A 23905-nucleotide genomic window follows, 5' to 3' on the forward strand; every position below is an offset into this window, starting at 1 on the left:
AGAAATTAAAGGCCTTTAACATACTCAGCAATTTTTTCAATATTGGGATAAACAGTTGCTTTATTGATTCCAACAGAATCTAACTCATCCAAAATTTTCTTTTTTGATTCAGCTTCAATAATAAAGCATGTTTTAGCAGTTCTAGCTTTTAGCCGAGATTCAGCTTCATCCAAGGATTTGAAAACTCCACTTATGATAAACGCCCCCTGCTGATTTCTTATTCTATCATTAGAATAATCCGGCTGGACAAATAAGGGATTCATCAAGTCACCAACATTTGATATTCTTTGCAACGAAGGTTTTTCAAGTTTAACTTCCGACATCAACTTATCCAAAGTCCATAACGGATTACACAAACATGCGTTATAACTAGCATAGGAACGAAGTTCCTGCCGAAGATTCTTTTGTTCATTTATTGAAAGATGGGGCAAGCAAGATAAATACAAGGCTTTTTCCGAATCAGCATAAGACATTGATCCCCTAATTGTCGGAAATATATACACACGGCCATCTTCTTGAGAACTATTTTCGCAGGCAAAATATAAAGCAACTAAAGAATTCATAGAAACATCCAACAATCTTGTTGGGCAGCCAAAATGTTGCATTGTAACCAAATTATTCAAAAAAGTTGAATTCTTGAATTCGTTTGAGCAGCGAACCAGCATTTCATGATAATAGAATGACTCTTTACTCCAAGACGTTTCATGCCTTAAAACATTAGGTAGCAGCCTCCAATTTAAAGAGGACTCACCACGATAATAAAATTGAAATGGGTTTATTGGGGAACGACAATCTAAATAAATTTCAATCACGGCCTTCTTAAGGAGTTCATACTCCTTACCAAATCCCCAAATATTCAAGCACAAAGAACAGCAATCATACTCAAGGTCCAAATGACTATTCAATTGTTCATATTTTAAGCACCCATCATTCAGTTCTAATCTGTTTAAAATGATTCTGAAAATATTTTTAGCACGTTCATCATATCTAGAATCATCAAACATAGAAAGCAAAGTATCTCTCAACTTAAGTTTCTTTTCAGAATCAAGAGAAGTTATAAAAGATTTGTTCGATCCTCTTTCCTGAATAAACTCATTAATTCGAATAGCTAGTTCAAGTCTTTTGCCTAAGTCAACTGTTCGAGTCAACACTAGACGAGAAACATTCTCATCTTTTTCATCAAACACGTTTTTATTACTAATAATCTCCTGAAAGCATCTTTTCATTTGATCAAGTTTTTCATAAAAACCAAAAATACTAACATAACCTCGATTTTCTTCCCAATCAAGAATTCTTTCCAATTCACGCAAAATAAACGTTTTTGAATACAAATCATTCTGCTTAATCTGCGAATTAGTTTGAAGGAATGAATCTATCATTTCCCCATACAGGGTACAACCTTTCGTCAGTTCTTTATTTCGTTCAATAAAATCAGTTAAAGAAGTAATCTTCTCCATAACCCTCTATTCTCCTTACTTCTTCTCCACACCAATCACAACTTCATCATCTTGCTTAGAAGCTTTGCGTTGGTCTTTGCGTTTTTCGCCTGTTGAGCGAAGATATTCCTTTAAGTACCGCATCTTGTTGTAGATTGCATCAAGGTCATTACCCGGAATTTTAGCTAGGATTTTAAGGTCATATTTCGGGATAGTACGCCAATTTTGCAAATCATCCTGAATAAAACGTAGGATATCATAAATATCGCTACCAGGAATTGCGATGTTGAGAGCTTCAGTTACAACCTTGTTAGCCTTGGTGTAAACATCGTTTTTAGGCATTCCATGGGAGGAATCGCGTTCAATGCTCTTGGGATCCAGTTCGGAGATTTCCTTATAGACCTTCCAGAAGTCTGCATCAATGGGCAATCCGGCGGTATCAATTTTGCACTTCAGACGAAGGGCGAAATCTACGGCATGAATTAGCTTGCGTTCGCCATTATCATTCTGGAAAACACACCAAAGGAGCGCACCCTTCTTCCTGAGTACGTAATAGCCGACGTCTTCATCTTCCTTGGCAACGGAAGCACTCTTGATTCGGTCCGGAAGATTGTTAACCTTTTCGGCAACCTCCGGATACTTCTTTTGAATCTTTTTCCATTCCATTCGGATTTCTGTGAGCGGAGACATTTCCTCGAATTCATCCGGATCGGCATTCACCTTTTCAAAGAGCTGAGACGGCTGCGGATTGTCATCATCCTCGGTCAAAACTTGGGCATCTTCCCCAAGAATCTTGTAAATCATGGACATCTTGTTAGCAGCGATTTCCTTAGAGTGGATAATATCGCAGCCCTGTTCCGTGGGGAAATAGTTAAAGATGTACAGTCTGTCAAAGACCTTGCTGCCGATACGGTTAATACGACCTATTCGCTGGATTACTCTGGTGGGGTTCCAGGGAATGTCATAGTTAATCACGAGGCCTGCGCGGCTAAGGTTCAAACCTTCGCTGAAGCGGTCAGAAACCACGAGAACCTTATACTTGTCCTCTTGCTTTTTAGAAGAAGCGTCAAAGTTATGCAGGACTGCATCGCCAATTGAATCAGGAATCAACACAACTTTCTTCAAGCTAGAGCTTTCGAAGTATTTCTTAAGATGGCTGATTGTATCCTGATATTCCGTGAATACGATTACCTTGCGATTGGGTGCAGAATCAAGATCTTCGTGAGAGCAGTCAAGAACTTTCTCGATGATATCAACGAGCTGCAGGGCCTTCGGGTCATTCTTCAGCAAATTGAGGTAATCAATTTCCTTCAAGATGCAGTCAAAGGTTCCGATGTCCTTGTCCAAATCAGCCAGGAACTTGGTCTTATCAAAGTTCTTATTATTGATGTCGTAATACTCATCCTTATCGCGGATGGTCTTAGCGGCCTCAATGGAATTCATCCACTGAAAGAATTCTTCGAATTCAGCATTAGAAGCATCGCTTTCGCACAAGTCGCTGAACTTTTCCAGGTACTTACGGCTCTGAAAAACGACACCCTTGGCAACAGCAATTCGCTTTACCAGGCGGTAGTAACCGATTGCATTCTGAACGGTCTTTTCAAATGCACCGAAGGAACTTTCAAAACGACGAACAAGCAAGCGGCGCATGAACTTATACATACCTTCCTGCTGGACGTTATCACTGAAATCGTCATCGGAAGAACCTAAATGGGTGTATGCATAAGGCCTATAAGCGGCTCCTGTAAAGTTTTCGTCGCTAAGGTATTCGTTGACCACCCTGTCGTAGAACTCATTTTGTTCTACGGAGAGTTCATAGAACTGTTCCTTGGGCGGAACCACCTTGGACATTTCCTTAACATCCTTGGCGTATTCAGGGTCATTCTTAATGTCAATACGATTGCGTCTGATAGTTACCGGAGCGATGATTTCACGAACTTCCTTAGAAATCAGTTTCATTTCGGCAACAATCTTACGACGCAGGCGGAAACATTTAGATTGGTCAGAGAAATCATCAACATTTTCGTAGTCTTCTCCAAAGAGAGACTTCCAACGTTTCTTGCATTCATTGGCCTGAGTTTTATCGGTCAAGGGCAAATGAGCCAGCAGATAGTTTGCGGCATCAAAATCAATGGTGAGATTCTGGAACTTTTCCTGGAGATCGCCACCGGCACAAAGATTTGCCGTACCCATGTCCATAAACAATTGCAGCAAGGATCCGAAATCGGCTGGGCTATTATTAAACGGAGTTGCAGTCAGCAAGATTACCTTTCGGCCATTGCAAATTCGCCACAGTTTTGAATAACTGTCTGTATCCTGATTACGGAAGCGATGGGCTTCATCGACGATGATGGTATCAAAGTTTCTTTCGTCAACGAATTCCATGAATTCATCGAACTTATCGGATTCAAGGATACCAGCAGAGCGAGCAACCCAACCACGATCTGCAAGACCGAAACCATTCAGGTACATATTCCAGCCACTCTTGCCATTATCATCCCCCACAAGGCTGGGCGGGCAAAGAACGAGGCCAGAACCAGTCAGCAAATTGCCCAAAAGGCTTGCAATAATGGATTTACCAAGACCGACCACGTCGGCAATAATTACGCCGTTATACTTTTCAACAATGTTAAGAGCAGAAAGAACAGCATCGGTCTGGTACTTGAAATTATTGTAGCCAGCCTTATCAAGAACCTTTGCAATTCGGCTATCAAGAGTCTTTTCCTGGATTTCTTCCTTTTCGGCAATGGTCTTTAAAACCTTTGCGTAGGCTTCAAAAGGCGTTACAGAAGAAATAACGGATTCATTCTCAATGATCTTGATGATTTTTTCCTTGACTTCTTCGTCATCGGTCAAAGGAACTGCGGAATTCCACCACATCTCAAAAAGAGCGCTTGCCTTGTCGTAATCAAAACCAGTCAAATCTACATTGACTTCGTTCTGACCATCCAAGGCACTCCAGGTCAAGTTGCTGGAACCCGTAAGCCAATCCACCTCGTCATTCTTGAGGGTGAACAGGTACATCTTGGCGTGGTTGGGTTCTAGAGTCTTGCGAATTTCAAGGCGACCTTCACGAATCAATTCGATGAACAGCTTATTACGTTCAAAGAAGGAAACATCATCAACATCTCTGCTCTTGAACACGTTACGCAAGGAGTTCAAATAGGCTTCCTGACGTTCTGCAGTTACCAAGCCGTTTTCGGCAGTAGCCATTTCGATGACTCGGCCCATGTGGTCTTCGGCATTCATGCCCACCAGAACCTTGATTTTCAAATCCAGATTGGCCTTGATGGCGTCATAAAGGGTGGTGACACCAGAGAAATAGAAGAAGCCCACAAGGGTTCGCAATTCCTTGGACTTTGAAATCAGGGACTGAAGGCGTTCCTTAAAGGAGATGGTTCCTTCGGCAACTTTTTGTGTGGTAAGCAAGAATTGAGACATAAAACTAACTGCAAATAACGACTGATTAACTTATAGTTGACTTTCTTTTAATTTTTTGTTAAATTATAATCATTGGGTCCTAATAAGGTGAAAGCGGGCTTCATGCCATGCGTTTCGAAAGAAACCTAGCCTTATAAAGGGTCCATTTTTTGTTTCTCCAGCATATTTTTGGGACCATAATAGTTCTTCGGATATTTTTTTAAATCAAGAATGTCGTACACCAGTTTGATCTTATCTTTCAAACAATTGTAGAATCGAAATTCACCCTTTTCATAAGCGCGTTGTATAGACCATAAAACGTAATCAGATGCTTGTAGTAAAGGAATTTCTGCAGCCTGCTGGATCAAGATACGGATCACATTTTTATTTTCGTGATGCCACTTGCTGCTAAAAGCTTCAATCGCAGAATCAATGGCGCTCTGCATGGTATCCTTGCGGACCACGTTACCCAAAGCCGAGAAATAGCAGTCTATTTCAGAATAAAGATGCAGGCGGTTTTCAAGAAGGTTCTTTACGGCATACTTGTAAATTTCAGTATTCTTGAATTCAAAACGATTCCTGAAGAAATCTTCCTTTTTGCGAAGTACTACGCAGTAGTAGGTAAAATCCAAATTTTTTAGCAACCTGAACACCCTATCACGAACTTCGGCACAATCTTTTGCTGCATGGAAGGCCACCTTCGTTTTTTCCATGGAGGGGATTCCCTGCAAAAGTTCATCTTCGCAGATTTCCTTATGCAAAGCGTTCAACGATTTGGTCAGTTCTTTTGGATTCTTGGTTTCCAGATAGCCAACCATAAACACCTTGCTTGCCACCCCACTTTCAATGAGGTTCACCCCATGACGGCCCAGTATATTCGGGTCGCCAGCTTCGTCAAAATAGTAATAGGCTTTTACGTTTTCAGTTTCTTTCATACGTACAAAATATACCCATTCTATTTGTCACAATCAAGACAGTCCAGTGTTGACATACAAATCTTACAAATCCTCGCCTTGGAGCCAGTCTGCGGATATGGAAGTCGTTTGAGACGATGCGGAAGATTTATTGGGCTTTGCAGCGGATGTTGTGGCGGAAGTACCTTCCACAATTGCGATTTCTTCGTCAGTTAATCCATAGAGTTCATAAACAAGTTTATCGATTTCGGCTTCTTGTTTGGAAGTGTCAGCGGTGGGGTCTTTCTTTTTGGCGGCAATAATGAAATCTACCAATGCAATAATAGATTGCTGTTGTATTGGAGAAGTTTTTGGAATCGGGATTTCCTTTAATTGGAAACCCTTGATTTTGGGGAATAAAGCCTTATTATCAGAAAATTTAGACAACCACCAGAACTTAATCAAATTTGAGCAACATAGTCCCAAAATAAACTTTTCAGAATAGCTTTTATTTTCAACAAGAATACTATACATAGTATTCAATGTCGCAACCCCAATTTCATCTAAAGCAAAAATTGGTTCTGGAGCCCCAATCTGCCTCGTCACAATTTTCGAAGCATGATGAATTTTCATGTTCCAAGATCCGCCTGCTTTAACCTTTAATGGTTCATTCAAAAAATAGAGCGAAGGATTTGGCAAATAATAACGTGAAATATCCCGGCCAGTATAACAAGCTTCCCATCCAGCCCCCATAGGAGATTCCTTAACATAAGTTTTTTTATCAGCAGTTTGCAACCCAAAAGTTACACTAGCAATATCACCTAATTTCAATTGAGTCTCTATTGAAAACTCTTTTTGGACATTAAAAACAAAATCTGCATCATTTTCCCATTGACTTTGTTCTAACAGGTCGAAATTCTTAAATTTGAAATTTTCACACTTTTCTATAACAACTCGATGTTGTTTTTCCTTGCCTGATTTTAGGACAATAGTCGCATTATCTACTTGAGCAGATTCAAATACTTTATCGTGCAAAACCAATCTCAATACGTCACAATTTTCAAGAATAAATTGTCGCAAAGGCTTGATATATTTATTCGTTAGATACGTATTCGGAGTAATGAAACTCAAAATACCATTTTTCCTCAATAGATCTACACCACCCTCAAAAAATAGATGGAACAAGTCAACTTTGTAACTAGCAACCTCAAAATGGGTTCTGTAATAGTCCAACAACTTTTCGTCAGTATTGGATGGCTGGCAAAGCAAATACGGCGGATTTCCAATTACAATATCAAAGCCGCACTTGCCCTTTCTGTCAAATACATCACGGAAATAGGTATGCCAGAGGAAGAACTTATCATTGGGCAAAGGCAATGCATCAATGGCCTTGCTCTTTTCCGGGGCGATGTGCTTAATGTAATTCTTCACATTAAGATTAATGTCTTTCTTCAGGTGTTCCTTGACATTATAGTCGTCAGTCTTATAGAAACTGTTCAAATCCCTTTGAATCTGTTCCATGGCCTGCTTTTCGTCAAACACCAAAGACATCTGATCGCTAGCCTTGCCACGGCTACGATCCTTCTTTTCACCAGCAAGAGAACTCAAGTCAATGCCCTCATAGCTTTCTAGCAAGCTATTTCCCTGCATAATCTTGTATTCCAAGTTAGGCAAAGCATCGGGTTCAACTTCGTCCACCACCAACGACAACCAGAAACGGAGCTGGGCAATATCAACGGCACCCTTTTCAATATCCACGCCGTAAATATTCTGCTGGATAATTTCTCGTTTCAAGGTAGCTTCGGGATTCTTGCTATTCTTCTGCACAACACCAAGTTTCAAGCGAGTCTTATAAAGCAAATTCAAGAGACCCATGGGGAAAGCGCCACTACCAATAGCAGGGTCGCAAATCTTGACCTCAGAAAGCTTCTGGTCTAGAGTTTCCTTTTCCTTTTCGGTGAAAGAATCAGCATTCAGGTCAACAACCAAGGAACGAATGCGAGATCCTTCGACTTCGCTAGCGCTCCGCTCAGGATGACACAAGGAAGGGCATTCGCTTTCTAGGTAGGCAATCAAGGATTCGTTGCACATGTAGCCAACTATTTCCTTGGGGGTATAGAACGCGCCCTTGTCCTTGTTATCTTCCAACAAGTTTTCAAAAATCTTGCCCAGCATTTCCGGGTCAACACTGACATCGGCATCGGTAGGGTCATTTTCATCAATGGTAAAGTTGAACCGGTCAAAGAAATCAAAGAGACCGCACACTTCGTCATTGAAATAGGGTTTACGCTTTTTGATCCAACTCTTGATATCGGGAGCCTTGCGTTCCGTATCGTAGAACTTCTTGTTGTGGAAAACCGCACCCGGCAAGGCAAAGTCAAAGTCATCGTCCCGGTCCTTGTCAAACAAGCCGCAGTTCAAAAACGGGAACTTAAACTTCTTAAGAGTCGAGTTCTTTAGTTTACGTTCACTTTCCTTACGGTTGAACGAGTAGAAAAGAACTTCCTCCAAAACCTTATCTACAAAGCTATTCTGCTCTTCGGGAGAAACATGATCAAACAGATGCTGGAGAAAATCCTTATCACCGCCCTTCCAACCATCAGTCCCCATGGGAATGCCAAGCCAACCCTTCTTCTGGAGGAACTGAATAAATACCAGACGACCCATGAGCTTTTTCACATAGTTACGAACGGCCTTTTCAGCGTCATCGCCATAAGCCTTGGTAAACTGATCAAAGATTGCGGAATTCGGAGCACTCATTTCGGTGCGTTCGTACTTGTTCTTCTTGACTTCGATATAGCGAGCACCAGTCACATACTGCACAATATCTTCGTAGAACACCTTGTATTCGCGGAAGAAGTCGTCACTGAGTTTTTCAACGTCGAAAGCACTTTTGAGATCTTCATAAGCTGCAATTTTCTTGCAAATGCGAGTGCGGAAAGTATTGTTGCGGGCGCCTGCCTCCACAAAGAAACTCTGACGACGGTAATTGTTCAACTCCTGCTTGCCATTCACAATCTCGCTGGTCACCAAAGACAAACGGAAATTGCCTTTATCGTCAAAGAAGAAGAACAGGCCCTGGGTAAACGCACCTTCGACAGAGCCATTGCCTACATAGGGCTTAACAAAAACTTCTTTCAGCACAGTCACGGAATCATCAAACTGCTTACGGCGGGAACTACGTTCCGAAAGAACGCCATCCATCTGCTTGGCACAGCAAATAATGGGCTTGGAGCGACCATCCGAAGTTTCCAAGGTCACGGAACCAAGGATATTCAAGCCATCAATGCGAGTCTTCTGCTCAGCACCGCCGAACTTGCCGACAACTTTACCCTTACGAGTCTCCCCCGGGAAAATAGTCTTCAAGAACTTCACAATGCAGTTCTTATCACAATCCTTGATAATGGCATCAAATTCCGGATATGTAGGCATAAAACGCTCCTAATTTATGCTTGAAATATAAGTTAAAAAGGCTGACACAAACGTGTCAGCCTAGGCTTTGAGCCTAATTTAGATACCACCTACAAAAGCGTTGATTATATCGACTTCTTTCCCAATTTACCAAGACAATATGTCTTAGTACTTTTTAGGTTAAGAAAGCCTGGTTTTTCGCCATAGGAAAATCGAGATTTGTCATAGTAAACACTAAGAATGCCATTTACCAGGTGTTGCATTCCCAAGCCACTATCGGGGTGTTCAAATAACAGATATTCACTTTTTTGAGATTTACCCTTATTCGGTTTCTTTTTAAACACAGTCCACTTTTTAAGACATGAGACCATATTAATCGTATCTTCAAATTTCACATCGGAATAATTATCTTCTATCGTTTTCATAAGCAAATCTCGATAATTAAAATCCGCATCTATTCCAACAATCGCAGTCAATGGGTGACGAATTTTAATTCCTTCAAAAAGTGATTTTATTCTTTTCAAGGCATTACACTCGCCACCAATATTATTATTAGTCAAAGTTCGTTTAACAGAAATAAGAGCAATCACACCTTCAGGAGGAACAACAACAAACTCGTTAAAATTCTCATAAATCGGATAATGCGTTTTGTCATAAACAATGATATCAATCTGAGAAGAATGCTCATCTTTTTCACCCGCTCTTAGTTTTTTCTCATTTGCCTTAACCGCAGGTCTAACAACAAAGCCACTATATACACCAAGACCTTCAGGAAGATGCTTTTTTAAGAAATTTCTAATCAACTCCTCAACAAACCGTCCTTCTTCGGCAGCATGATCAGACATTTTCTTCCCATGGCTATTGGGCAATAAATACTCAAGATTTCTATAGACCTCAAAAAAAGCCTTAACTTCACTTGTAAAAAAATCTGATACTGTGGTACCATCCATCATGCAATCCTCCTTTTTTGATTTGCGCTTGGAATATACTTCTTTTTTCATTGGAAAGAGCACTCAATTTAAATAATGTATAAGCACAAAAAAGCAGTCCCCACAGGACTGCTCTTTCTCACTCATTCATTTTAACTATCCTTCTCCCCATTCCGCCTCCCAATCCTCTTCCACGTCGCTCTTGGGGATTTCGAAGTCGCCGATCCACTTCCCTACGGCATCGGCCCCTAGAACGTGATCCAATCCGCTTGAAAGGGAATCCCCAGGTCTATATACTCGTAACTTCGTTCCGGTTTTTCCCATCCATAAAATTCGGAACCATCTGGTTCCTTGTAGTCCGGGTTAGGATACATGGTGGGAGTCATTTCAACGCGATTGTCGTGCCACTTGATTTTTGTGCCGCTTTTCATACAGCCTCGTGACCAAATTGACCAGTGGTAAAAGGTGATTTCGGCGATTTTGGCCTCTTCGTCTATAGTGATTGAAGGCGAAAAGTCAAAATTTAGGCTGTCAAGGTCTCCCTTGCAGCTGCTGCGGAAGCTCTGGCCGACAAATTTTCTATCCAGATCCATTTTATCGGTGAGCAACAGCATGCAGTCGTAATTGGCATGCCAGCGTCTAGGCAAGAAAATGCCACGGCTATCCCAAAGCAGAAACGCTTCCCATAGAGCCTCGGGCGTAAAAGGCACCTGGACAAACGGCATAATGTCCATATCAGTGAATTTCCATATACGGATGTCGCCATTGTCGTCTTTCAGACGTTCAACAATGTTTTCACCCTTCTTTAGTACAAGCAAGTGGGTGGCATCATTACGACCGCAAGTACATGCGTAAAGATGATAATCAGGATCAAGACTAATGTGTTTGAACAGGTCCATGATCTTCTCATCCTGAGGGACCAGCGATTCAACCCCCTCCTCATCAAGCTGCGGAACATCGTCCTTTTCGAACCTGGAGATCAGTTTCCGCATCAAAGCGGACTGCGATTCGCCATATTTTATTGTTTTAATCATCATCTTCCTCCCCCAAGTCCACTTCCTCCTCCCAATCCTCTTCCACGTCGCTCTTGGGGATTTCGAAGTCGCCGATCCACTTGCCTACCGTTTCGGCCTTGAAGCGGTCGATTTCGTCCCAGTCGCTGCGGACCACATAAACCAGGTATCGGAATTCCTGGTAGAGTTCGTAGTCCGATTCCTCGAAGAATTCCTCGTAGCCACATCCCAAGCCATCCACAAAGCCGTGTTCGTTCAGTTTATCGAAGAAATCCATGTCGATGGGATCCTCGAAGTGCTTATCGTACACGCTGGTTTCCGTCTTGTAGAAGTTCGGAATGCCGTCGCACTCCGCAAGGGAAAGGAACACAGTCTCCCCCGCATCGGATTTCAGTTCCACTTCAGCCACCACCACGCCGGTGCCCGGGCCACAGGGACCCACGCCACCATCAACCACGCCACACTTCACATCCATAATCTGGTACTTTGCCATGATAGGCCTCCATTTATTTGTTAATACCTATCCATTTTATCGGTGCACAAAAGAATTCTGTCAAAAAATTCTTGACATATTATTCTAAACGGGCGATATTAAGGAAAAAGGGAGAATTCGCATATGCCCATATACACTTACGATCCTCAGTTTAAAAAAAGACCGTTCTACACAAAACATCCCTACATGCAACCTTTTGTGGGCGAGAACTACGATTCACCCAATCACAAAAAACTATTGCTTGTGGGCGAAAGCCACTATATGCCAGAACATTCAACGGTCCACCACCATGTCAACGAGTGGTACCATGGGGCACCGGTTTTGTCTATCGAAGAACAAAGGTATTGCGATACAGCAGGAACACGCGCATACAAAAGCGGAAGGTTCGGGGAGGTCGTTGAAAAGCACCTTCAATCCGTACTTCCTGTAGATGGAAATGCATGGGAGGAAACTGCATCCATAAACTATTACATGCGACCTGCAGACTATCTCGAAAACATCCAAAAACTGTGGAAAAAATCATCCGAAGGCGACAAGCAAACAGATAAGGAATTCGCCATAGAAAACCTTCTCTTTGTTATGGATGTTTTGAAACCCGATTTAATGATTTTCTTATCCAAGCAGTCCTGTGTAGATGCAGAAACCACGTACAAGAAATTATTCGGGACAGAGCTTTGGGACTGGACCAGTTCTCGCGGGATCGAGTACATCTACACCTATCATCCTTCTTGCCCATGCTGGCATTCCAAAATGAAGTACTGGAAGGCAAAGGACGCCAACGAGAACAGCCTCGTTGCGAAAGATTTTTTCGACTCCTGGCTAAGGGACAACTGGATTTAAAAAAAGCCACCCCGAGGAGCCCTCGAGATGGCATAAAAAGCTGACATAGATTCTTCGACTTCGCACCTTCGGTGCTTCGCTCAGAATGACGTAGGGCTATGGGTTACTTGGCGGCGAGAGCTGCTTCAAGTTCCTTGATGCGAGCAGCCTGGGAAGCATTCTCTGCAGCCAGGGAAGCATTTTCTGCGTCCTTAGCAGCATTTTCAGCATCCTTGTCGGCGAGCTGCTTCTCAAGACGTTCAGCCTTCTCACGAGCCTTTTCCGCATCGATTTCCAGGCTGGCAATGATGCAGTCACGTTCCTTCTTGGTCATCACGGGCTTATCCTCGTCCTTTTCGCTGGACTTGAGGCGCTCAAGGGCTTCCGTCACAGCATCATTCTTGATATCAAATTCAGCCGCACTTGCAAAGGCATGCTTCAGAACGTAAATCCACTGGTCTTCATCGGTAGACAATTCATCTGCGCCCTTGTTAAAGTTAGGCAACTGCAAGAAAATATACTTAATGCGATCGCTAATCGGCAAGAGGCTACCCTTCTTAAGTTCATTTCCGCTATAAAGCATCCAGTCATCCCAGGTCTCGGTAGAAGTTTCGGGAACGGGGAAGTTACAGACCCATACGCAAACAGTTTCCGGCAGTTCATATGCACGGCTGCGGATATCGCGCTTTTCATCAACGGTCAACACAGGAGGTTCACGGCTGGCAAGCTTCTTCTTCGTTTCTTCCTCGCGAGTCTTGTCAAGTTCCGCCTTCGCCTTGAGCATCAGCGCAGATCCATAAGTCAACACGCGATCGCTGAAAAAATGATGGCAGCGGTTCTGAACTTCAATATCCACGGCGCGGCCGTCACGGGTCTGGGCACGGATATCAAAGCACCAGGTTTCCTTCTCCCCTCCCTCGGCATCTTCGGACTGGTAGGTAATGCGCTTGGTCTTGAACTTGAGAGATGCAATTTCACGTTCCTTGTCCAGATGCATGACACTATTCAAGAAGTTCGTCAGCGACTTAGCGCTGGCAAGCAACTTCTTGAAGCCGGCATCACTCAGAGGGTTATCATAAACACCACCAGATACGGGTTCCTGGGGCAAGGTGGATTCATTCTTTTCATTTTCAACGGTATGCTTTTCAGTCATACAGGATTTTCCATTTTTCACAAGACAAAATCGCCCTGCGGAATAGGCCTATTCCCTATTCTTTACTATACACGTTGTAATGAACCCATTTGTACAAAATTTCTTTGTAAAAAAATTAAGACTATGGTCACTTCGGCAAGTTCAGCGACCTTCGGCTATCGCGTGAAGCCTTTTTTCGGGGATTATACCTACTAAACGCCATATTTTCATCATTTAGTATGTATCAAAAATTGATTTTTCCTATTTCGCACAGCCATGAGCCCCGTTCAACGAGTCAGTTTGCATACTAAACTCGAAATTTAACCCATTTGGTATGCATCCATCGAAGCATTCACCACAAACAAACTAACAACCGTACCTACTAAACACAGTGTTATAAACATTTAGTAGGTACCGCCAGTATTTTTGGGCATTTCAAGCGACAAAAAAGCCACCCCAAGATTCCTTGAGATGACTAAAAAAGCTGACCTAGATTCTTCGACTTCGCACCTTCGGTGCTTCGCTCAGAATGACGTAGGGCTATGGGTTACTTGGCGGCGAGAGCTGCAAGCTGAGCCTTAAGAGCAGCAATTTCTGCAGCCAAGGAAGCATTTTCTGCATCCTTCCTTGCAATTTCAGCATCCTTCCTTTTGATTTTTGCCCTGAGGCTACGAGCTTCCTTTTCCTCTGCACGACGCACATCGCCTGCGCTGACGAAGCCAAGCCTTTGACCAATACTCTGGAATGCCATCTTCAACCTCTTAAGTGATGTGGTAGTAATATACTCTCCTAAATATAGTTCAATTTTGCTGATTAGGGTAGCGCTATCACTCATGCTGATGGTCTTCAGCCTTTCCTCAATCTTCGGGAGCATCCTGCGATACTTCCCTGCCTTGAACGCGTACTTCATGGTAATAATGCCAACGGCTGCCTCAACATTTTCATCCGCAAGGCAGATTTCATCGTCAATTTCCGCAAGGTTCACGAAGGCGAATTCAAAATTCGGTACACGATCCTTGTACTTCGCGCGAATGCTGCGATACTTTTCAAGAGGATCCCACTTGTCGGTACCATTGTAGATAACGATTGCCTTCGTGGGAAGGCTGGCCAGCTCAGGATTACTCTTGTTCACCATGACCCTCAGCGTATAGCGGCCTATCTGCGCAAAAATATCGTCACTAGGCGAAGACTTATGCTCCAGCAATATGCCAAAGATAATATCCTCCCCAGCCTTACTCTTTACACGGAACGCAAGATCAGCTTCACCCCGCTCTCCAACATCATTGTAAGCCCCAGAAATTTCCTCCAGCGTATCCAAATCCACTTCGGAAAGAATCTCGCGAAGGACCTTATTTTTCTTAGCCGCTATACGGAACAGGGCTCTTGTATTCTGCGGGCGGGAATAGATGTACTTCAGGAAGCCGTCATGATTACGACGGTTCCTCAGTTTCCTTTTTGATTTTTCCTTGTTCATGTACAGTATTTTTGTTCACTGGGCTAAATTGCCCTGCGGAATAGGCAAAGTCCCCTATTCTTTACTATACACGTTGTAATGAGGCCATTTGTACGATTTTTCTTTGTAAAAAGTTTTATTCCTTGAGCTTGGCGAGGATGGGGTGATTGGGTACGAAGTTCTTTTCTACGAACCTGATCTTGTCTTCCAGGGGGATATTGGTGTTGGCAAGCAAGTAGTCGCCGAAGCGCTCTATGAAGCTATAAGGATCCCACTTGCCCATGTGCGAGATGACGTAATCCAAGAACACGTCCACATCGCCATCGGCATGTCTGCAAGCGATGCTCTCGGATATCCAGGCGAATCCAGCCGCCCTATCGTAACTGGGTGACTGAGGGTTATTAGGATTTTCCTCCTCCCCCTTGTAATAGATGCAGAATTTCAAGCTATCCAAGTTTTTTGTATTGCGCGGGTCGTTCATACCAGCCTCCTTTTGAATACAAAAATAACCCTTTGATAGCTCCATGAGGTCGCTTCAGAAGCGACAAAAAAAGCCACCCCGAGAATCCTCGAGATGACTAAAAAAGCTGACCTAGATTCTTCGACTTCGCACCTTCGGTGCTTCGCTCAGAATGACGGGCGCGAGTGACGAGTGTTTACTTGGCGGCGAGAGCTGCTTCAAGTTCCTTGATGCGAGCAGCCTGAGAAGCATTCTCTGCAGCCAAGGATGCGTTTTCTGCGTCCTTGTCAGCAATTTCTGCATCCTTTTCAGCAAGTTTCTTCTCGAGGGCTTCTTGCCTTTTGCGCTGTGCGTCAGCAATTGTCTCATACGGCGGTCTAACAAAATCCATTTTGAGTTCCTCCTCGAAGGTTTTGGAAAGCCAGCCATTCAAATATACATCAATGGAGGCGACCAAGTCAAGGGTTCCATCTACCTTCTTAGGGGTTCCAATCCGGTCCAGAACCTTCTTGAAGACATCCTTGTGGGCTTCCGGATCGCGGGAGTATTTCAGAGCGACAATAAACGCACCCAAGCGAGGGCTAAACTTTTCAATGCAGGTCTCATCAGGAACATCATCCACATCCACAAAGACGCCCTTGAAGGGAAGCACAATATCCCGCAATACATCGGGGTAATCGTCCAACTTTTCCAGCGGATTCCAATCATCCTTGCCATTATAGAGGATAATCGCAACGGAAGGAATACCCTTGACCGCATTTTCCTTCAGCTTTTCAACCATCAGGTGGTAGTGGTACTTGCGGAGCTGCTCCAGGACTTCGTCGTCCATATAGGACTTGTGCTCCACCAGGAAACCAACGCACACCTGTACGGGACCACCCCGCAAGTATTCCTTCTTAACCTTTGCACGGAACGCGAGATCTGCATACCCCGTGTTTGCAGTATCACTGAAGTCCGCAGGAATCCGCTCCAGGGTACTCAGGTCCAAAAGGTTGATGATTGCCAGCAAATCCGCATTCTGGGAAGCCAGGTATTCCACAAATTCCAGGAACGTACTCACATCGGCAAGCCCATCCCTGCAAAAAGAATCATGACGCAAAGATTTATTCATGTACAGCATTTTTGTTCACAGGGCTAAATTGCCCTGCGTAATAGGCCTATCCCCTATTCTTTACTATACACGTTGTAATGAACCCGTTTGTACGAAATTTCTTTGTAAAATTTTTCAATACCGAACAAACAGCAATACGCTCACAATCATGGTTACAAAAGCGATCGTTCCAAAATACTGATTCAGTCCAGTAAATAAACATTCTATCATACTCCCCATTCCTTTGGTGTGGCTAAGTGCTTTAGAAATCAATTTGTTTCGCAAAGCATATCAGCCCAAGGCGGGGAATTGTAAAAAAGCGCATAAAAAAAGCTGACCCAGAAAGTCCTCAGGGTGACTTACTTAACAAGCCAACGGCCGGTCTTATCGGAGCCACTTCGTTCCACTAAATCGCATTCTCGCAACTTAGCCAAATCACGTTCAACTGTTTTTGCGGACACCTTTAATTTTTTTGCGAGGGCATCTATTGTCACAGAATTATCTCGTAGCAAGGCAAGAATCTTATTTTGGCGATCGGTCAAATCCATCTTAAATTCAGATTCAGAACCGTCAAATGGGACATCCTTGTACTTTTTCAGAGTTTCAAGAATATTCTGCAGCATAAATTCAATAAAGGGACTCGACTCTCCAGCCTTTGTAGCAGCCGCAATCGCATCATAATACTTTTGCTGATTAGCAAAAACCATGTTTTCCACAGGCAAGAATTCAAAAACAGGGTTCATTTTTCCTAGAATCAGCGATTGCCATAGGCGCCCAGTTCGGCCATTTCCATCACTAAATGGATGAATGAACTCAAATTCATAATGAAATACGCAGGATCGAATGAGCATATGGTCCTTGCTCACTTTCAACCAATCAAAAAGATTTTTCATCAACTCAGGGACCATATTGGGTGGCGGAGCCAAATGAACACACTTTTTTCCCTTAAAGACGCCCTCGTTACAGTTTCGGAATTTGCCGGCATCGGGAGTTATTCCTTGCATCATCACGCCATGAGCCTTCAGCAAATCCTTTACAGAGAACGGATTAAGTTTAGAATACAATTCGTATGTGGCAAGGGCATTTTTTACCTCGAGAATTTCTCGAGCAGGAGCCAAAACCCGTTTACCGTTAATAATGTCACTCACTGCGTTTTCGCTTAAGGAGTTACCTTCTATGGCTAGGGAACTATGAATGCTTTTGATTCTATTTGCCCTACGCAATTTCAGACTATCAGTCTTTTCTAAGCGAATAACAAAACGTTCCACCAGCGCCGAGATTTCAGCCGCTAAAGTCAGTATTTGGGAATTCAACTGGAATGGAGGAGGGTTCATATTTACACCGACATTTACAAAGACAAATACATAGACATTTACTACGACATTTACACCGTCATAAATATATATTATGCAGCATCGTTAGTCAAGTAGATCGTTTCACAGGGCGTTGCTACGACACCAGTGCTCTTGCTAGGTTGGCGACGAGTTCGTCTTCGTCATCCACATAGCTCAGAGGATCCAGCTTGATGCGGTTAATGGTCTCTTCCGTCTTGAGAAAGGCCTTCTTGTCGTTGCAATCCGTATACCGATTCTTTAACATGCGGAACACCCGCTCTTCTTCGACGGCGGGGGCCTTGGTGGGATCGATGTAGGCGGCACCATACATCACATCCTTAAAGAAGCGTATACTTCCGGGTTCCTCAAAATGGAGGGCGCAACAGGCGAACAGATCCCGTATTTCCTGAGGGTTGTAAATGGCATTTTTCAGTTCGTCCAACCGGGTAGGGAGCGGGCGCGCCGGACGCACCACAATGCTATAGCCGATTTCCGCGCGAAGTTCCGACCCCGACATATAAAAGCCCTTGACTTCCAAAGAGTGGAGGGCGACCTCATAACGGCGAGAATAAAACGAACTATCCAAAACGGTGTCGGCAACGGGCTGTTGATTGTTGGTTTCCTCACAGGCCCAGAAGAATTTTTCCCGAATCAGAAGCTCACAGGCGAAATCGTCTGCGGGGACGGCCCTGGGCACGAAATGGACCCGACGAGATTCACACCGCAGGATGTATTGTTCTGTAATGAACTTGTACAGCCCGGGATAATCCCGCTTGGGTGTATCGCAGGAGAGAAACTCCCGAAAGCTTCCCGGAATTTCGTCCCAACCTAAGCCATCCCGGAAAGGTTCAATCACATTAATGGTCAAGGGGCGTCTGTCGGCAAAATTCCAACAGTGCAACCCCGGCATAATATCAACTTCAAAATCCTGTGCCATACACAGGGTATATCAGCACAGGATTTAAGATTGTCAAATAATTTTTTCGAGTTTAATTCCGTTCTATCTTGGATAGGATTTTCTGGCAGCGGCTTTCGAACCAGTCACCGAGAGGGGTGTTGCTGAAGGTGTTACCTGCAAAGAGTTTCCCGTCCATGAAAAAGAACTTTGTGGTTCCTCCGTTTTTGGGAATCCAGCGGATTGCCTGGGGAGCAATCATGCTCAAGCGGGATCTCAGGAACTTGATGTAGGAGCGGATTTCCTCTACCTTGCCGGGATAGAAGCCCAGGCAAGTGCGGTGACACCCTTCAACGTTCACATCGCTACCGCTAATGCTATAGAGGGAGCCGTCTGCGCAGAAGGCGTATCCTGCGGGAATGGCGCGGGACGGATTGACGATACTGTCCCTTACAGAAATCCAGGCGAAGACGGGTTCACTGGGTACCATTTTTTCGAAGGAGTTCGCAAGGCTCAACTCTTTCTGGCGGGAATAATCCATAGCGCGGTCGCGAATGACTAGAGAGACGCCCCAGACGATCAGGAGCACGGCAATAAAGTAGCATACCCAAATCATCTTACTTCTCCATCCAGCAATCGGTTTCGACCATGGCACGATAGTCGTCAGCAGTCAGGTTCTGGAATTCGGTGACAATTTCTACGGCGGTGTCGGTGCAGTTAATTTTTTCTTCGCTCACGGCGTTCTTCTTCACGGCGGCGCAAGCGGCTTCTGCACCGTCCATGAAGTCGTGATGATAGGTGCGGGTCAAAGTGCTGGTGCCGTTAACGGCATCGAAGTCGAAGTCAATGACAGCGTTGGTATCGGCGGCAGCTCTGCAGCTTGTAAACATGTGTTCTTCGGAGTAGCTGACAGCGGTATCATTTTCAAAAGAAGGAGCCACGCTGTTTTTCGCATCGCTGCAAGCAGTGAATGCAGCGCAAAGAGCGATGGTAGCGAGAACGAGTAACTTTTTCATTTTAAACCTCTTTTGTTGTTTAGGTCGTTTTCTTTTGAACGGCCATAAGGTAGCTACTCTCTCTCCCACTTTCAAATACATTATTCTTGCCAAAACAATAACGCAAAGTTATTATTTGCATTAAAATCCATAATTTTGGAGGATAAATAAGGTTTTTATAAAGAAAAAAAGCCACCCCGAAAGTACTCGAGATAGCTAAAAAATGTCCTAGATTCTTCGACTTCGCACCTTCGGTGCTTCGCTCAGAATGACATAGGACTTCGCACCTTCGGTGCTTCGTTCAGAATGACATGGTTCAGGATGACGTAGGGTTACTTGCGCTTACGCTTTTTGGACTTTTTCTTGGAGTCGTCCTGCTTGGGTTCGTCCTTAGAGTCCTTTTTGAGGTCATCCAGATCGACAGGTTCTGCATCCAGCTCGGAGACTGCGGTCTTGACGCCAGCGATTTCGGTCTTGAGGTCTGCCATAGCGGGGAGCATGTTGTTTTCCAGAACGCCCTGGATCTTTTCCAGCGGCTGGACGATGGCTGCGGAATTGTCCTGCACTTCAGCAGTCTTACCACCGAGAATACCCATGGAGGAAAGTACCACACCTGCAACGGAAATCAGCACGGCGAGGAAAGCGAGAAGAATTGCCTTGCCGGTCTTCTTGGTCTGTGCGGTGGCCTGAGCCAGCATGTCGTCTTCGAAGCCCTTGAATTCGTTGGCCTGAAGTTCCTTGAGGGGCTCGGTGACGTAGATGGAGTTGTTGACGAAACGGACCAGCTGTTCGGAAATAAGACCTGCTTCAATGTACACGCGGGATTCCACCATGCCGGCGGAAACATAGGAGACGTCGTCACCGAAGGTGACAGCGGAATCCTTTCCGGAATCCAGTTCCAATACTAGACCCTGATTCTTGAGGTAATCCAAAAGGGTGATGGCCTCCAGGACCTTGTTGATGAACACCTTGGACTTTTCCTTGACGGTGTCTTCCTTGCCTTCGTTGATGTAGAAGTTGAAGTATGCCACTTCGTCGTTGTGGAAGGTGACCTTGTTATCCTGGAAGAGGGATTCCAGGGCCTTAATGGGGAAATTTGCAGTAGCGTCTGCAGAGTTTGCGATCAGCTTGCCAATCAGAGCCTGTTCGCCGAAATTAAACTTTCTCATGGTAATCTCCAGAAGGGAGGTGAATGGGTGAAATATAGTTTCTCGGCTGATTTTTTTGCAGATAAAAGAGTGTTAAAAGATTTTTGTCAAAAGGGGAAATAAAAGGTATTTTAGGGATGAGGTGTATAAAATGAATCGTTTGGATATTCCCCTTAAGAATTTTGCAAAAATCGCACTGATTTTTGGTTGTGCAGCCCTAGAAGTCCATGCGGCAGCAGACCAATGCAAGCCTATTGGCTGGGCAACGCGCTCGGGCCGCTCTAGCACCGCTTTCGAGGTGACTGGTGGCGGAAATGTGGTGGCCGATACAGCCCGTGATTTTAGCACGCTCCAGAGCTTGGTAAAGGGAACCACGCCCAAGGTGATTTACATCGACGGCACTCTGGGCGATGGCTGGCAGGATCGTTCCGGTAGCCGCCTGGTCATCGACGGAAGCAACAAGACGATTATCGGGTTAAAGGCGGGCACAAAGCTGAATGCCTGCATCCGTATTGCAGGGGCTGCGAAGAATATCATCCTCCGCAACATCGTGGTGGAAGGCCCCGGTTCCAACTCCACTCAGGCCTGGGACAACTTGACTATCGAAGGTAGCTCCGGCAAGTATCCCAGCAACATCTGGATTGACCATTGCGAATTCTGGGACGGCCAGGATGGTAACGCCGACGTGGTGAAGGGCGCGGACAACGTGACTTTTACCTGGTGTAAGTTCGGCTACAAGAAAAAGAGCGAACACAATCTTTCTAACCTGATTGGCAGTAGCGATTCCGAGCCGGAAAGCGAAGGCAAGCTGAATGTGACCTACATGTTCAACTGGTGGGTGGCCGCAAACCAGCGCAAGCCCCGCTGCCGCTACGGGAATATTCATGTGGTGAACAACCTGATCACCGGCAACTCCAGCATTACCGCCGGCGTGGATGTGCTGGGCATGGCTCCTGGCTACCAGTGCACCATCCGTTCCGAACGCAACCACTTTATCGACGAACGAGAGCCCATTTATCTGGGACTTTCCGGAACCATCGGCGTTGCAGAAACCATCGACAACAAGTACACCAACTGCACGGGCAATACCAAGGGAAACGGCACTTCCTTTACGCCGCCCTATGACTACACCGGATTCATGCTGAACGTAAATGACGTGGAAGCCGCGGTGAAGGCGGGAGCCGGCGCTACCCTTACGAGCCCCACTGTTTGCGACGCGGGTTATGTGGAGCCCACTCCTCCTGAACCGGTGGCGGAAAAGGCCTACCAGGCAGAAAGCGGCATAATTACCGGCGGAGTTGTGGAAAGTTCCAACACAGGTTTTGCGGGTACCGGCTATGTGAATTTTGACAAGGGCGGCAGCCTGCTCGTAAAGGTCAGTGTTGAAAAGTACGGTATGTACCAGCTGGACATAGACTACACTAATGGCTCCAAGGAAGACCGTAAGCTGGATATTTCTAGCAGTGGAAAGCTACCCGACGGAACGGCGGTGGCGGACGCCGTTAACGAAACATTTGGCAAGACCAGCAGCTGGACCGAATGGAAAACTCTGACCACAAAGCTGAAGCTAGCCCCCGGGGAAAACAGCCTGACGTTCACTACCGTCGATGGCAATGACGGTCCCAATCTGGACCAGTTCGACTTAACTCTCCTGGAGGAAAAGGAACTGCCCAGCGACTCGGGTGACTCCCTGCAGACTCCGGATGCCATCGCAGCAAACCCGCAGAGGAACTCGCTGGGGAACGTTCTAGGAAACTCTGCGGGGAACGTCGCCGCCAAGAACGTGAAGGTATTCGACCTGAACGGAAATCTAGTCCGCAATGTACCTTATGCAGAAAAGTCTGGCACATCCGCCTCTCCGGAACAGTACACCAGGGGCCTCCCCCGCGGCCGCTACATCATTTTGCAGAAGTGATGTAGGATAAAATAACGCAGATTAAAGCAAAAAAAAGCCTCGCTACCCATCCCAGGAGCGAGGCTTAATATTTAGAGAGAGAGAAGTACTAATAATATACTCTCATTTTTCCTAAAAAGATAGCCTTTTTAGGAAACAAGTATTCCAAATTAGTTTACTACTTCACCTCGGCCTTGCTCGGCGGACTTGGAGCCTGCGACCTTGGGGCGAACGGTAAAGCAGTTGCTCAGGCCCAGTTCTGCAAGGAAGTGGAGCAGAATCTTGTATTCATCACCGGGGACGAAGGATTCAAAATTACGCTGGAAGATGTTGAACATGTGGGCGGCATCGTCCACATACTTCTGGGAAACTTCGAAGAAATTCACCATGTTCACTGCATACAGTTTCTTGAACAGCAGGGCGGGCAGCACAAACATAACGCGGAACCAATCCGTCACTGTTTCGGATTTCTGGGGCTTGGAATTCTGCTGCTTCACAATATTAGCGCAGGTGCGAACTTCCTTGCCCAGGGCATTCAGCTGGAGGGCGCGGAATTCAGGCATCTGGTAAATCTTGGCATCGGCCACCATGTCCAGAGTTTCGCTGACGAAAAAGTTGGTAAAGTCAGAGTAAAGAGCCTGGGACATGGAGGCGAGAACTTCCGGCTGACCGTTGGGAACGATCTTTTCCAAGTCGGCCTGGAACTTGCCCAGAGCATTCTTGTAGTTCACATCGGTACAGCAGAGTTCATAATCCACATTGTTGAGGATTGCCTCGCGGGACATTTCAAAGCGAACTACGTCGCGGAGCTTTCTGTACAGGTCGTTTTCGTCGGAGGGTTCCATCTTGGCGCCGTACTTTTTCTCGGCGGCTTCGACCTTCTGGTTGATGAGGGCGGCGAAATCCGTTTCGTTCACTACCTTCACGGAAGCGGTCACCATCTGCTTGAACAAGTCGTTGTACTGTGCGGCGGACTTTTCATCCGTCACCTTGAAGTTCAGCAGTTTTTCCAGAGCTTTTTCGAATTCTTTCTGCATAGTATATCCGCGGGTTATTGAGTGCAATAATATAGCATTTAGCGAGCTTCTAG

19 protein-coding genes are annotated in these 23905 nt (G+C 45.0%); 2 read left to right on the plus strand and 17 right to left on the minus strand.

All coding sequences use genetic code 11. From position 1 onward, the window contains the following. Window positions 1-5 precede the first annotated feature (5 nt). From BUB59_RS06010 to BUB59_RS06040, 7 genes are all read right to left on the minus strand, one after another. Window positions 6-1457 (minus strand): FRG domain-containing protein, encoded by a 1452-nt coding sequence (locus BUB59_RS06010; RefSeq protein ID WP_073227036.1) that lies wholly within the window; start codon window positions 1455-1457, stop codon window positions 6-8. Between the two features lie 15 nt (window positions 1458-1472). Next, on the minus strand, window positions 1473-4877 hold the full coding sequence (locus BUB59_RS06015; RefSeq protein ID WP_073227040.1) for a helicase-related protein: 3405 nt from the start codon (window positions 4875-4877) through the stop codon (window positions 1473-1475). A 131-nt stretch (window positions 4878-5008) separates the two neighbouring features. Then, the gene (locus BUB59_RS06020) at window positions 5009-5791 is read right to left on the minus strand and encodes a DUF3800 domain-containing protein (protein ID WP_073227043.1); all 783 of its coding nucleotides are present in this window, start codon (window positions 5789-5791) and stop codon (window positions 5009-5011) included. Window positions 5792-5854: 63 nt separating this feature from the next. Then, complete coding sequence (locus tag BUB59_RS06025) at window positions 5855-9181, minus strand: Eco57I restriction-modification methylase domain-containing protein (protein WP_073227046.1); 3327 nt, start codon at window positions 9179-9181, stop codon at window positions 5855-5857. Window positions 9182-9285: 104 nt separating this feature from the next. Further along, window positions 9286-10161 carry a DUF6602 domain-containing protein gene (locus BUB59_RS06030; protein ID WP_159433333.1) on the minus strand — a complete coding sequence of 292 codons (876 nt, stop codon included), beginning with the start codon at window positions 10159-10161 and terminating at the stop codon, window positions 9286-9288. A gap of 176 nt (window positions 10162-10337) precedes the next feature. Continuing rightward, complete coding sequence (locus BUB59_RS06035; protein WP_073227054.1) at window positions 10338-11126, minus strand: hypothetical protein; 789 nt, start codon at window positions 11124-11126, stop codon at window positions 10338-10340. Continuing rightward, the gene (locus BUB59_RS06040) at window positions 11116-11595 is read right to left on the minus strand and encodes a hypothetical protein (RefSeq protein WP_073227057.1); all 480 of its coding nucleotides are present in this window, start codon (window positions 11593-11595) and stop codon (window positions 11116-11118) included. Before BUB59_RS06040 ends, BUB59_RS06035 begins: the two co-directional genes overlap by 11 nt. A gap of 123 nt (window positions 11596-11718) precedes the next feature. Between BUB59_RS06040 and BUB59_RS06045 the strand changes: the two genes are divergently transcribed. After that, window positions 11719-12435: a uracil-DNA glycosylase family protein gene (locus BUB59_RS06045; protein WP_073227060.1), complete on the plus strand. Its 717-nt coding sequence runs from the start codon at window positions 11719-11721 to the stop codon at window positions 12433-12435. Between the two features lie 103 nt (window positions 12436-12538). Here BUB59_RS06045 and BUB59_RS06050 read toward each other — a convergent pair whose 3' ends face one another. The 9 genes from BUB59_RS06050 to BUB59_RS06095 form a co-directional block, all read right to left on the minus strand. Then, complete coding sequence (locus BUB59_RS06050) at window positions 12539-13567, minus strand: PD-(D/E)XK nuclease family transposase (protein ID WP_073227065.1); 1029 nt, start codon at window positions 13565-13567, stop codon at window positions 12539-12541. Window positions 13568-14093: 526 nt separating this feature from the next. Continuing rightward, window positions 14094-15020 (minus strand): Rpn family recombination-promoting nuclease/putative transposase, encoded by a 927-nt coding sequence (locus tag BUB59_RS06055; RefSeq protein ID WP_073227068.1) that lies wholly within the window; start codon window positions 15018-15020, stop codon window positions 14094-14096. A 115-nt stretch (window positions 15021-15135) separates the two neighbouring features. Then, window positions 15136-15480, minus strand: a complete 345-nt coding sequence (locus tag BUB59_RS06060) for a hypothetical protein (RefSeq protein WP_143160259.1) — start codon at window positions 15478-15480, stop codon at window positions 15136-15138. A 175-nt stretch (window positions 15481-15655) separates the two neighbouring features. Continuing rightward, window positions 15656-16570 carry an Rpn family recombination-promoting nuclease/putative transposase gene (locus BUB59_RS06065; RefSeq protein ID WP_159433334.1) on the minus strand — a complete coding sequence of 305 codons (915 nt, stop codon included), beginning with the start codon at window positions 16568-16570 and terminating at the stop codon, window positions 15656-15658. A 338-nt stretch (window positions 16571-16908) separates the two neighbouring features. Next, window positions 16909-17817 carry a Fic family protein gene (locus tag BUB59_RS06070; RefSeq protein WP_200778802.1) on the minus strand — a complete coding sequence of 303 codons (909 nt, stop codon included), beginning with the start codon at window positions 17815-17817 and terminating at the stop codon, window positions 16909-16911. A gap of 181 nt (window positions 17818-17998) precedes the next feature. Further along, window positions 17999-18793, minus strand: coding sequence for a hypothetical protein (locus BUB59_RS15160; RefSeq protein WP_143160260.1), 795 nt, complete (start codon window positions 18791-18793; stop codon window positions 17999-18001). A gap of 79 nt (window positions 18794-18872) precedes the next feature. Next, a complete protein-coding gene (locus BUB59_RS06085) occupies window positions 18873-19394 on the minus strand; it encodes a hypothetical protein (RefSeq protein ID WP_073227090.1) in 522 nt (173 codons plus the stop codon). Window position 19395: 1 nt separating this feature from the next. Next, the gene (locus BUB59_RS06090; protein WP_073227093.1) at window positions 19396-19794 is read right to left on the minus strand and encodes a hypothetical protein; all 399 of its coding nucleotides are present in this window, start codon (window positions 19792-19794) and stop codon (window positions 19396-19398) included. 311 nt (window positions 19795-20105) lie between these two features. Then, window positions 20106-20942: a hypothetical protein gene (locus BUB59_RS06095; RefSeq protein ID WP_073227095.1), complete on the minus strand. Its 837-nt coding sequence runs from the start codon at window positions 20940-20942 to the stop codon at window positions 20106-20108. Between the two features lie 130 nt (window positions 20943-21072). Between BUB59_RS06095 and BUB59_RS06100 the strand changes: the two genes are divergently transcribed. Then, window positions 21073-22836, plus strand: coding sequence for a pectate lyase family protein (locus tag BUB59_RS06100; protein ID WP_073227098.1), 1764 nt, complete (start codon window positions 21073-21075; stop codon window positions 22834-22836). Between the two features lie 149 nt (window positions 22837-22985). Here the strand turns inward: BUB59_RS06100 and BUB59_RS06105 are convergent, their stop codons facing one another. Continuing rightward, window positions 22986-23852: a hypothetical protein gene (locus BUB59_RS06105; RefSeq protein WP_073227101.1), complete on the minus strand. Its 867-nt coding sequence runs from the start codon at window positions 23850-23852 to the stop codon at window positions 22986-22988. Window positions 23853-23905 lie beyond the last annotated feature (53 nt).

The sequence above is a fragment of the Fibrobacter sp. UWEL genome, assembly GCF_900142535.1.
GTDB lineage: Bacteria > Fibrobacterota > Fibrobacteria > Fibrobacterales > Fibrobacteraceae > Fibrobacter.